The organism is Mycolicibacterium sp. lyk4-40-TYG-92 (assembly GCF_030209435.1).
Taxonomy (GTDB): Bacteria; Actinomycetota; Actinomycetes; order Mycobacteriales; family Mycobacteriaceae; genus Mycobacterium.
In genome coordinates this window covers 68,849-81,219 of record NZ_JARVRX010000002.1, presented here as the reverse complement: position 1 = coordinate 81,219, position 12,371 = coordinate 68,849, and the positions used below count along the sequence as shown (strand labels likewise).

Genomic DNA, 12,371 nt, shown 5'->3' with positions numbered 1-12,371 from the left:
CGTCACGCTGGCAACAACGACGCCACAACCCCGCACAGGTGCTCAATCTCGGCCCTCGACGGCTGCAGCTCAAATGCGTGCACATGACAAGCCAAGCTGAGCCTGTTCCAGGCGATCGCAGCACTGTCCGCCACGTCCTGAGAATCCAAGGCCCGCAAGATAACCAGTTTGCTCCGCGCTGTCGCCCATGGCGCATGTGCGTCGACGTCCGCACACCGTTGGTCGATGATCTCCTCGAGCGCCTGGCGAGCCAGAAATGCAGCCATGCGGGCCGACAGGCCGTCAGCGCGCGCATCATTCAGCACCTTCTGTGCCTCTACCAGGAGCAGAATCGCGCTCATTGCCCCGCGAGAACGTCTTTGACGGTTCGCCGCAAATCACTGACGTCTGCGTCGCTGACTCCCACTGCCCCGTGAGCACCGGCATTGCCGACTGACAGTGCGTTCTTCCGATGCGGCCTCGCCTGCAACCAGCCCGTCAAATCAGCCGCGGTGTCGCCCAGCACCGCGAGTGCCAGGCGAGTACGCGTCGTCCTCGCCGCTTCCCACTTCTTCTCGGCGTCCACCCGAGTTTCACCGGCCTTTGCTTGCTTGGCGAAATGTACCTGAGACGCAACGGATTCCAGCGCCATCCGGAACAAGCTGGGCGCGACGCGGGTCTTCACGACTGGCGGTAGCTTTTCATCTTTGATCATCGCGTTCGCGTCGCTGACCAAACGGGCGGCCGGATCAAGGTTCGAACGCACCGCCACCTTCGAGCCAGCATCGCGAATGACTTCGATGAGGCGAGCATTCACGCCGGTCTGCCGCACCACCGACGCGAGCCGGTCATCATGCGAGAACACGATCACCTGGTGGGTGCGCCCGATGTCAGTCAGGATGCGAACGAAACCATCGATCTTGGCCGGGTCCATCGCTTGGACAGGGTCATCGAGCACCACGAATCGGAACGGGCTCTTCACCGACGTCGCCCGAGGCAGGAACAAGGCCAGAGCGACGGCGTTCTGCTCGCCTTGACTCATCACCGACAACGCCTGCGTTGCCTGTCCATCCACCGAACCACTCAACACCGCTTTTCGTTTGGTGGCAGTGCCGGCCAATGTAATATCACCAAGATCGACGTTACTCTCCTGCCGCAACTGTGCCCAAATCTCACGAGCCTGCGCCGCAATGGGTTTCAACCGTAGGTTCCGGAATTCGGTGCCGTTGTCAGTCACCCATTTCTTAGCCGCAGTCAACGACTTAACGACACCATCGGACTCGCGTGCCTGCTGCTCATTGGGGAGCCATGCGGCGAGCTGCGCGGCGAGCGGAGCCCAAGTGCCCTCACGGCTCAATAATGCAGCTGCTGCCTCGGCCCGCAGCGCCTCAGCTGCGCCGACAGCATCGAAACACGTTGACTCCAGATGGTTGGCGAGCTCGACGTCGTCACTGGGCAATTCGACGGCCTGGCCAGCAGCAGCGTTGTAGGCCTCAAGGCGTGGCAGTTCGATACCCGAGACCGCGCTGGCCTGCGCGAAGCGGTTGACCAGGGCAGCCGCCGTCTGTCGCGATTCCTCGAGTTCACGTGCCGCAGAACGATACTCTGCCAGCGCCGACCCAGCTTCTGCCACAGCGGTCCTCGTCCGATCAGCCCAGTCCGCGTCTAATCGACCGCCTCCGCACACCGGGCAATTAGCGTCGCCCGCGTGTTCACGGAAATCGAGAGCTGACTGCAGCAGGCTGACTCGCATGTCCACTAAGGCGGCGGCCTCCACTGCCGTGCGCTGCACGCCGGTCACCGCGGACCGCAGCCGTGAGGCGGATACCTCGATCTCGTCAATGGTCGGCACCGACAACTCCGACAGGGCACGAAGCGCGGGAACCACATTCAGCTCTGCGCTACGAGATCCGGTCGTGATCGCGACAATCTCGTCGACCGCCGGTGGCCGCTTCCTCAGCAGCTTCAGCACTGCGTCCGCACGCTCGTCAGTAACCGCGCTCAACGCTGTTACTAACTGCTTACGCTCGCCGTCCGAGGCGTCGCGGAACTCTTTCGCGAGCTTGAGGTCTGCAGCGAGGCGCTTCTCGACCGCGGTAAGCACTTCCAGCCCAAGCAGTTTAGCCAATGCGTCGTAGAGGACAGACGGCCCGCCATCGAACAGCCTGCCAAGTTCTTCGTACGACAACACCGGCCGGTATAGCTCGAGGGCCTGCGTCCATCCAAGCCCATCGATACCTTCCGTACGCTGGCCATCCGCCTGGGTCCAGAGCGAGCGGTCAGTCAGGTCAGCATCTGGTGCCCAGTCCACGCTGACCGCGACCGGCCCACTACCTTCGCGGGTGAACTCGACCCGCACCGCACATGGGTTGGGCTTATGCAGATTCCGCCACGACTCCGACCACAGCGACTGGCGCTCTCGCCACCGATAGCTGGTGCCAGTCAGCGCCAGTTCGAGCGCTTCGGCGAAACTCGACTTTCCGGAGCCGTTGCGGCCGCTGACGACCGTCAGGCCGGGGGCTGGGTGCAGCTCGAGCTTGGCCGTGGGTCCGATACCACGGAAGCCAGACACGTTGATGCTAGTGAGAAAAGTCGGCGACCAATCTGTTTCAGTCCTGCCATCGCTCAGATCCACAACATCCAACAACGCATCTAATACCGCTGTCCGGGCCTCGTCGTCCAGCTTGGCATCGTCGGCCAGCAGCCGAACGATCACGTCCTGGACCGATTCCTCGCTGCCCGCGTGGCCCCGCAATGTTTCGTTCCCCACACCGTGATTGAACTACGCCCCACCGACATTCCGCAGCCGGGTGCAGATCTTTGGGCAGAGAGGTACCACATCTGTGTATAACGATCATGCGCACACGCTCGGCCCAGCAGCACTTGGTGGAGAAGGCACAGAACAACAAGCATGGCGCACCGACGTCATATTTACGCCGAAGCGGCTAGGGCCATCTATAAGTCGTCGTATTCCAAGCTGCGACCGCCGAGTCACCACGGCCGACGTAATCGGTCGCGCCCCACGTCTCGCCCTCGGAAGGGGGCGAAGGAAAGGGAAGGCCAAGCGAGATGACCCTCCGATTCGCCCGCCAACGCGGAAGCTGTACAACGCCTTCCACCTCTAATCCTAGCTTGCTCCCGTTGGCTGAAGAGACCGTAAAGAGAACAGCATGGGGAATTTCCCAAGTTTCGTCGTAGGCCTGAAAGAACGGTCCGCACGCGGGACGGAACGGGCACCATCCACAGTTCTGAGCGGAGGGCGAGGCCAAGTTCTCTGAGAACTCGCTCGCGGCCGCGGCGTTGAAACGCGCAAGTACGTCCAGCGCCTGCTGCACGATATTATTAACCTCGTCGGGATCAACTTGGAAAGAATGTCTCTCACCGCGGGATGTTTCGATGGCGGCTGTGACCGGGGCCTCTCCTAAAGTAGCGTCGACTAGCGCACAGTAGAACAGCAACTGATCACGTTGCTCTACGGTTGGCTCCTCTTGATGCAGACCGGTCTTTGTATCGATTACCCAGAGCTTCCCGTCGACTCGATCAACGAGGTCGGGTTCGCCGCGCAGTGGCAACGTGGGATGTTCGAGCAAACGCTCGCGCCATGGAAGCGGGGGCAGCAGCCCGCCACCTCCCCGTGACTTTTGCTGAACCACAGGCGATGGCCCAAACCGCTGCCAAGCCTTACCGATGCGCGTCTTGGTCAATGACCACCCGGGCCAATTGTCGGGAGACGGCGGGATCGCCGGTGCCCATTCTGCGCAGAGTCTGGCCTGTTGGATCGCCACCTCCGCATCCCATACCTCTTCGAAGCCTCGCGGGTCGCCGAATTGTCGCTTGACGGAGTGGACCACGGTCCCAAGCGATGCCCTCGGGCTAGACCGACGCAACGAGGATGCGGATGTATCGCGCCCGAACCCTACTCGCCAGAAGCACGTACGTAGCGCGTTCATCACAGTCGGGGTGATGCGGTCGATCCGGTTTGGGTGCGGATGTGGTGACTCAAACATGCAGCTGGCCCCACGCTGACAGCGGATTCATCCGGAATGTACGAATATCCTGCACACAAACATGACGGAAAAGATCCTGGGCTTCATCGAACGCCTGAGCCTGTTCGTCGACGAAGTACGCAGGGTCAAGGCGCCAGAGCGGGTGAATTAGCATCACGCACTTGTCCCCGCGGGTAATGATGGGCACATCGTCGATGCTGTCGGCGGTCGACCCCATGGCGGCTGCGGCGGTCCTAATCCACGGCGCTTCACGAGTCAGCGAGCGGCTCAAAGTCACTGGCACGCCGTTGGCCAGTTCCATCATGTCGAGCGCTAACCTCCAATCAAGCAGCGCGTGTCGGCGCCGATTGTCGTAGGAGCGAAGGCAATCCGGGCACGACGTGTCGCAGCGTTCTCGGTGCTCCGGGCTGTCCCACATGTTGCCCAGGTCGGCTAAAGTCGTCTTGAGCATCTGCTCAAACAGATCGCCTCTGCCGAGTTCAACGGCGTACCCCGCACCGTTCGCGGCCTCATCGGCGAGGAACACCGCCGCGGCCACCTGGGCCTTGGTGTCTGGCCCTTGAGCACCAAACATCGGCAAACGCAGCGGCGTTAGACCAGCGACCAATTCGGAGGGTTCCAGGTCCAGGTACACCTGCGCACCACGGCGCAGGACCTCGGCGAACGATACGTACGCTGCCCGTCCGGACGGTTGGTCATACAAGGAAACTGCGCCGGTTTTGACGTCGAGGCGGCTGAGAGTGACGAGCAGCGCGTCCGTGACACGAATCTCGCCGATCGTTGGCAGAGGTGTCGGTTGGCCGGTCGCCGTTTCGGCCAGCACCGTGCCGTCACCTTGCGGTATCAACCGAAAACCCTGGGACATGTTGTCGTTAACCGACACGAGTCGACTCTGTTCATAAAGATCGAGGTCGACGCAGTCGAGTACAGCATGCGAAGTGGCAACGGCGGGCACACTTAATTCAGGACTGCCGGCACCGCTGCGGATTTCGAAGTCGTCGTCGTAGGGCCTGGGCCTGTAATTTGTTCGGAACCCGCGTGGTTCATAGACAGTGAGCTGGCGTGGCGTTTCGTGGCACGTCTTGCAGATTGTGGCTATCTCCAACTCGGTGCGCCCACAGCGCGGGCACTTTCCCACCGAATATGGGGTACCGAGCGGATCTACCGACTCGACGAACCGTCCTTTTGGGCGGTAGGCCGCAAACCCTGCGACCGTGTGGATCAGCCCGTCCTTGACGACCTGCGCACCAGGGGCGAATGAGCTGATCGCCATCGATAGCGCACGGTCGCTAACGACGTTGTCGCTCAACGCTTTCCTGCTAGTTACCCGGTCGCTCCAGAGGCTTCGCACGCGGGTCGGGAAGCCGAACATGGGTAGCGTACCGTTTCGGGCCAAAGCCTTGCTTAACTCGGTCTCGGCCGACGCGGCTTCGAGCGCAACGATCTTGTCGATTTCGCCGACTAGATTCTGCCGCAACCAAACCCGGATCTCGTCTACAGCGGGAGCATTGAGTGGGGTATGTGAAGTGAGCCTGTCGACGATCTGGTCGACCGTTTCCGAGGACGCCAGCCAGGCAGCAACCGCGGGCCGGAAGTTCGCCCAATCCGCAAGCTGCCCGAAGGTGCCATGATTGCTGTCCGGGGTCCACTCTGGGCAGGGGGACAGAGTGGAGAACGCCTCGAAGAGGCTCTCACTAGCGGCGACGCGCTGGACGATCCGTTTGCGCGTTAGGTCTAGGAACGGTTGAGGCGGTATGTCACCGGTGATCCTGTCGGGGCGGTTGTAGTAGTACTCATCGTGGCTACCGTCCCGGCAAATAGTGAGCGCGAAGCTCAATGCTTGGCCGGACCGACCTGCGCGGCCGACGCGCTGTTGGTAGTTAAACCGTTGCGGTGGCATATTCGCCATCATTGTCGACCGCAACGATCCGATGTCGACGCCGACCTCCATCGTTGTCGTGACAGACAGTACGTCAAGCTCGTCGGTCAGATCATTCTCCTTCTCGGTGAATGCCCCTTTGAACCACCGTTGCCGATCTCGTTGAACACCAAGGGGTCTGGTTTGGCCAGTCAGCTCTGCGATCGCTAGACGCCGTGGGTGTTCATGCGCCAACCATGCGTAGTAGTCAATCTCGGACGCCTTGTCGATGACGACTTCGGTAAGCTCGAGGCCCACACACTTGCGGTTAGCGCAGACCCCGAGGCTCGGTTGAAGATGACCGAAATGGCAACGGTTACAACGCCACATCTTCCCGGCTCCACGCTGCAAGACCAAGCTGGAATCGACCGCGGACGTCTTCAAAAGCCATCCAGAGATCGCGCGGCCGACTGCGGGTTCCGCGACCAGTTCCTCCAGTTGGCGCTGAAGAAGAGCCCCGCTGATTCCCAGCTTGACGGCAACGGCTTCGACGAATTTCCGAACCGCGGACGGCGCTGTCGCTTCGGCATGGACGCCGCCCCTGTCACTGTTTTCCGTCCGGCCCGCCAGTCCTAGAATGCGGAGCACACTCGCCAGCAGTTGGGCCTGCTGGGACTCATCGAGAGGACCATCGGCGGGCTTCCAACCGTCGACCTGCGCATACGCAATTCCGACATTTTCCAGGTCGCGTTGGGCGCGATCGAACGTCGCACCGATGACCGACGTACGCAGCGCCGACCGCAATTTCTCCTGGCCCTGAGTGATTGGCGGCCCATCCCAGAGTCCCGGTGTGGGCGGATCGAATGCGCGGTACCACGGGGTGGTGCCGCGCAAGCTATCCTCCAACATCTGGTTGTAAGGGTTGGACCCTCCGGGGTTTGCGCCTAGCGACACGCATACATCGGTGACTTTGCGGCATAGGTCGTTGAACGAGATGACTGACCGCTGATTGAGTGTCTCGACAGCATCGGCCAATGCCTGCTCGTCGGCGCGATCCAACGGGATGCCATTCATCTGCTTCATGCGGGCGACGACCGCCAGTCCCAGTCCCTTTTGTTGTGCGGTCGATGGCGCGTTGGTCATAATGGCGTCCAACGCCGCGAGCCCATCTGGATCAGCGTTGATCTCCTGGCGGACCAGTTGACGCACCAGGTCGCGATGATGGTTTTGCGCGACACCTGCGGCGGTTCGGGCTGCCTCGTCGCGACTGTCGGTGAAGATGATCGTCTTGGCGTCCGCAATCGCAACTCTTCCAGACTTCCCGGCGGCCAGCGACCGAATAAGTTGCGATAGGTAAAGCTGGGTCGCGGCGGTGATAGCGGCGCCGTGTCCGCGGATCGGCGAGAACACCTCGCCGCCCCGAAAGTTGCTTGTCCGACGAGAGACAATGCCGCAAGCCGGGCATCGGTCGGGCAGTGCGGCGATCCGATCTTCGGGTGCTTGCCCGGCGATCCGTAGGCTCACGCCCGTGGCATGAGATGGGTTGGCAGGATCGGCTATCCCAAGAGCCGAGTCCAACTTAGTTGGGGCAAAGGCCATATTGATGCCTTCTCTGCTCCACTGGCCGGGAAGGTCGTTGGGGATACCTGGTCGGTACCAAAAGAACTCGGCCGCCGAACGCCTGACGAGTCGCTTTCCGCTTTGCGCCTCGGTGACTGGCCCGGGAGAGAGGAGGAGCTCGTCGCCTTCTCCACCGGCGATGAATCCGCCGAGACTAGGGTCGCCGCACTCATAGCAGTACAGCAACTCCAGGACACGCGATCCGCACGACGCGCACGCGCCAAGCGGCGTGTTGTAGAGACGACCGATCTGGCGACTCTCGGAGGGGTCGGCCAGTCCGGTGCAGTCAGGATTCGAACAGGCCCACAAACCGTGCGGGGTGCGCACGAACAAATGTCCGCGGAACGGTACGAGCGGGATCGACGTCGCCAGCGGATCCGAATCCGCGAGCGTCTGAAGCATTTTCGCGACCTCGGTAGACCCATCGGCGGAATCAGGGAAGAGCCGAGCAGCGACGTCCTCGATGGAGGTGGCGCGAATCCTATTCGCTTCTAGGTCCGTGCACGCCATCGCGAGCCGGTGTGAGATTTTCCCGGCATCGTCACTGCGTCCGGTCTGCCTTTCCAGCTCGATCTGTCGGCCAGGCTGGATGGTGAACGTACTGGGGGAGACACCAAAAAACTGCTCTAGATATTGCAGTCCAGGCTTAGATTCCTCCAGTGATGCCGAAGTGGCGATCACTCGCAGTTGCGGGCTTGCGGGTGAAATGCCCAGTCGACGTAGCAGGGCACGGATGATCATGGCGACTTCGCTGCCTTGCGTCCCGCGGTAGACGTGCAATTCATCAACCACGAGGGTGAAAACATGGGCCGGGTCGCTCTTGAGCCAATTTGCAGTCTGCTCGAAGATTGACTGCTCAAAACGACGCAGCATCATCGTGTTGAGCATCGAATAGTTAGTGACCATGATGTCAGGTGGGTTTTCCACCATGTCCCAACGCGTCATCATCTCACCAGATCGCGGGTCAGGAAACTGGCTCAAGTCGATATCGCGTCCTGCATCACGCGATTTCTTTAGCTCAGCAAATTCCCTTTCATAAGAACGCAATTCGGCGGCAATATCTCGCGCCGCGGATGCCGTCGGCCGACTATTGGAGCCAATGGTGTTCCCGGTATAGCGCCCGAACCAGACCGGCCTGCCGGCCATAGTCGCGCGCAGACCGCGCACCGCCCGCCGAAGTCGGGTCATCTGATCTTCGACGAGGGCGTTGGTCGGATACAGGATGAGGCCGCGGATCGCGGCCGGCCGGTCTTCGGGATGGCGCATTGGATCCCAGCGTGCGGTTTCAGACTCCCACCACCAATGCGCCTCCCGCTGTACCGGCCAGTTCTGGGCCTCTTCGGCCAGACGTAGGAGCAGCGGTAGCAGAAACGACTCGGTCTTACCCGATCCGGTGCCTGAGGTGACGACGACGTTGCGCCCGTCGGAGTCACCGCTCTGGAAATGGTGCGCAATGGCCTCCGCCTGATGTTCACGCAGTCGCAGCTCGCCGGGCACGACGTTCGGGAATACGGCTGACGCGACGTTGCGGGCAACCCGTTCCGGGATCCCCACCTTTGCGGCGACGTCGATCAGTCGGTCAGTGTTCGTGTAGGGGATGACTGGCTCAAGCATGATCTGTCCGATGACTGCGCCCGGCTGCTCCAGCAGCGCACGCCGCTCGGTCATCATTGACTCGTCGTTCAACCAGAAAGCAGTGTCGTAGTACCGCAGAAAGGCGTCGCGCAAACCATCGGCGAGCGAGATGGGTGTGATGGGGCTGTCCATGAGTCTCCTAAGTGGCGAGCAGCGTAGCTAGCAAGTCGGCGGCATCGCGGTCGACTAATCGGTAGGCGAGGCAAGATCGTAATTTTCCGTTGAGCCTTAAGCCTTTTCGCTCCGGAAGCTGGCCGGACATGGCTACGATCGCGCGAGCGTAAAGGCCGGGAAGGTCGCAACCCAACGGTACGAGGGCAGTCTCGCTAGAGGCCAGATAAGTCAGCAGGCTCTGACCAAAGATGTTGGCGGCCAAGTGTTTGACCACCTGAACCGGAGCGAGGGCTGCGGTTCCGGAGTCCACATCGCTGTCCATACGGAACGCGTAGAGGGTTTCGAATCCGCGGCGCAGGCGGTAGGCGCCAGGGGCGTGAGCATCCCCCGTCACGACCCAATTGGCTGACCGCACGTCGAAGCGCTCTGCCGAGTCAAACCCCGGCATGCTCGCGCGTTTCAGGGATGCGGCAACCTCGGAAAGTCTGGGCAGAATTCCGAGCAACTGAGCGCCCGCGTCGTAGACTACGTTGATACTGGCTTCGAACTCATCGATCTCGCCATCGCCATCGAGGTCGGTTACCTTCTCGATGTCCTCAAGACTGAGGTCAGCGATCGAGTAGGTCGATGGTGCCCCATCTGCCCGCCGTTGGGTGAATCGCCCTCCGTAGCGGGCCGATTGAACCGCAGCTTGTTGGACGAGCGGCGGCGGCCAGAATCCAGTGAAACGCCATGTTCCGTCGGCACCTTCGGCGAGACATGAAGGTGAGATCTCCCATCGGGTCGGTCGCCAAAGATGATCACGTTCGATGGCAATATGGCCGAGAGCTTGAAGCCCGCGGATAAAGTTGTCGACGAACAGCGCTGAGCCCTCCAGCTGCATCGCCACCGATTGCAGCGAGGTAATGGAACCGCCGCCCAGATGCATGAGGACATCGAGCGCGGCGTCCCAGTTCGGTCCAGCGTCGGTAACCTTAGGAAGCTCCCTCATATCGACGGTGACCGCCGCGGCCTTGACATTCGATAACCCTTTACCGAAGCGCGGCAGCCAGCCTGGATAGCGCTTTACCAGACCACATGATGAGCACGTTCCGTTGATGAACTTCGGTGCCTTGCCTCCCAGCGCCGGCGGCAGAACGATACGATGCGCCCCGGTGACGATGCAGGAGTTCGGATCCGGTGAGCCGATCTGAATGGTAACCGGTCTGGCTTGACGTGATTCCTCACCCCAAGTCACATTGCCATTAGCGTGGATAGTCGGCTCAACTTGGGCGGCATCGCCCATGGCCGAAAGCCCGTCGACGAAGGAATAGTCCCGCATTTCGGAGTGCTCCGTTGCGGAGATTGCACCTCGCGGTTTATCCAACGAATAGACCAGTCGGGGCGCGTTGTGCCAGAGCGCGTCGACATTGCGGCTGGATCGAAGCCTTATCGTTGCCTGCTGAACCGGGTCTACATTTGGCTTGTCGCCGATAAACAACGACACGGTGTAGTCCCCGTCGTCAAGGTTGAGGTCGTTTAGCGGAGCAACCAGCACGCTGTCGCGAGAAATCCATTGCCCGATCAGCTCATCCGAGTCGGTGTACGAAAGTGTCACGCGCAGAAGGGTTTCCGATTGCACAGTCGCGCGAACCTCAGGCGGACAAAGCGTTGACCACTTCCGGATGCGTGCTGGAATCCGCAATCCGCCGGCGATCGTGAGCTTATTCTGAGCAAGCGGGACAAGCTCATTGAGGCTTTGGTCGGCCGGCGCACTGAATAATTGGACGTTCTTGAACAGCACCCAGCCTTCCGGCAGGCCGACTGCATTCTCCACCATCTCGAAACCGGGCCGGGCAGCTTCTGTCAGCGCTTTGTGCACTCTCTCGACCGCGCTTGTCTTTACCTTGGTCGGCGCGATTGCACGAACTAGCAGCATGGCGTCAGCACCCAGTTGGAGTCGCTCCATCTCGACGTAGGCGGACTGCAACTCGTCGTAAAGCAGCGGAATGACTTGACGCGGCATGTGTTTGTACTCTGAACCCCCTTCGCCATGAGGGTGGCGAATGCGGATTAGACCTTCGAGCATCGAACGACGGTCGATAGCTTCGGTGTAAGACGTCCGCCACAGGCCCGCTGTCCCGGGCGTGAGAGTGATGGGTAGCCAGGTTTCATCAGTGGTGCGGATTTCCATCTGGCCGCGCATTTCGCCGAGCGGCCTTACGCCCAACGAGATGTCCATTGTCGATCCCCGGAACCCGGAACGAATGTTCACCACGACCGTTGCGCGGGACTGCAGGGCGGCGGTATTGGCCGCGTCGGCACCCGCGATGGCACCGTCCCAGTTTTCCAATTCGACGGCCGCGATCGACGCAATTCGCTCCCGCACCGCCGGCCGCTTCCACAGATTGCGCAGGTTTGCCGGAGCCGACGAGAATTGCGTAGTAAACCAGTCGTCGAGATAGCGTACAAGGTCTTCGGGCGCGACGTGCATGCCCGGGCCCAGCCCATATTGCGCGAACATCAAGGGGAACTTCTGGCGGTCACCCTCGCGCACCAACGCCTGAGACATCGGAAGTCCGACGTACCGACGGCTCAGTGCGTACGCAGTCGGCATACCGCGCTCGCCATCTTGGTTTCCGAGCCAGCCGTTAAGCGCCTGCCACAAGTACTCTGCATGGTGCTGGTACTGCTGGCGTAAGGAACTATCGCTGTCGGGGAGTCCGAGCAAGCGGGCAAGGCGCGGATAGTAGGCGTGTGGAGCTAGGTCCCCGTCCTTCCCCATGTCTTCCGCCGCTAGCACCGTGAGCGCCAAGAACGCTAGACAAGGCGGCGGATTCCTCCGGACCTTCTTCCGTGACCACGCGCGAGTTTCGTTGACCAGGGCCGTCAGCTGAACTCGGCCAGTCGGCCGGCTTAAGGCGATGGACTTGACTGCCTCGGCAAGCCCTTGGCGCGCGTCTCCTCCGGTCCTGCCGGTGCACTGCGCGATTCGTGCGAGTACGTCGGTTTCGAGGTCCATATACGCCGGCGCGAAGTCTTCGCTTACGGGATAGACGACATCGGCTACGGCCTGGTTCCACTCGAGATATTGCGACCAGGACTGCGGCGCGTTTCGACCGGGTCGATCGGCATAAGAATCCCCCTGCCGTCTGTTCAGCATGACCACTCTCCCCCAA

At 61.2% G+C, this 12,371-nt stretch carries 5 protein-coding genes; all 5 read right to left on the bottom strand.

The window, feature by feature from the left end:
- Nucleotides 1-2: 2 nt before the first annotated feature.
- Complete coding sequence (locus QRN63_RS05135; protein WP_285029789.1) at nt 3-341, bottom strand: hypothetical protein; 339 nt, start codon at nt 339-341, stop codon at nt 3-5.
- Nucleotides 338-2,749 (bottom strand): AAA family ATPase, encoded by a 2,412-nt coding sequence (locus tag QRN63_RS05130; protein WP_285029788.1) that lies wholly within the window; start codon nt 2,747-2,749, stop codon nt 338-340. Before QRN63_RS05130 ends, QRN63_RS05135 begins: the two co-directional genes overlap by 4 nt.
- A gap of 175 nt (nt 2,750-2,924) precedes the next feature.
- Nucleotides 2,925-3,986: a PD-(D/E)XK nuclease family protein gene (locus QRN63_RS29625; protein ID WP_350224430.1), complete on the bottom strand. Its 1,062-nt coding sequence runs from the start codon at nt 3,984-3,986 to the stop codon at nt 2,925-2,927.
- Nucleotides 3,979-9,231 carry a DEAD/DEAH box helicase family protein gene (locus tag QRN63_RS05125; protein WP_285029787.1) on the bottom strand — a complete coding sequence of 1,751 codons (5,253 nt, stop codon included), beginning with the start codon at nt 9,229-9,231 and terminating at the stop codon, nt 3,979-3,981. Before QRN63_RS05125 ends, QRN63_RS29625 begins: the two co-directional genes overlap by 8 nt.
- 7 nt (nt 9,232-9,238) lie before the next feature.
- Nucleotides 9,239-12,355, bottom strand: a complete 3,117-nt coding sequence (locus QRN63_RS05120) for a hypothetical protein (RefSeq protein WP_285029786.1) — start codon at nt 12,353-12,355, stop codon at nt 9,239-9,241.
- Nucleotides 12,356-12,371 lie beyond the last annotated feature (16 nt).

What these genes read in the sequence shown, in the direction of transcription:
- QRN63_RS05120 (WP_285029786.1), bottom strand. Translation starts at nt 12,355, where the DNA reads ATGCTGAACAGACGGCAGGGGGATTCTTATGCCGATCGACCCGGTCGA.
- QRN63_RS05135 (WP_285029789.1), bottom strand. Translation starts at nt 341, where the DNA reads ATGAGCGCGATTCTGCTCCTGGTAGAGGCACAGAAGGTGCTGAATGAT.
- QRN63_RS29625 (WP_350224430.1), bottom strand. Translation starts at nt 3,986, where the DNA reads ATGTTTGAGTCACCACATCCGCACCCAAACCGGATCGACCGCATCACC.
- QRN63_RS05125 (WP_285029787.1), bottom strand. Translation starts at nt 9,231, where the DNA reads ATGGACAGCCCCATCACACCCATCTCGCTCGCCGATGGTTTGCGCGAC.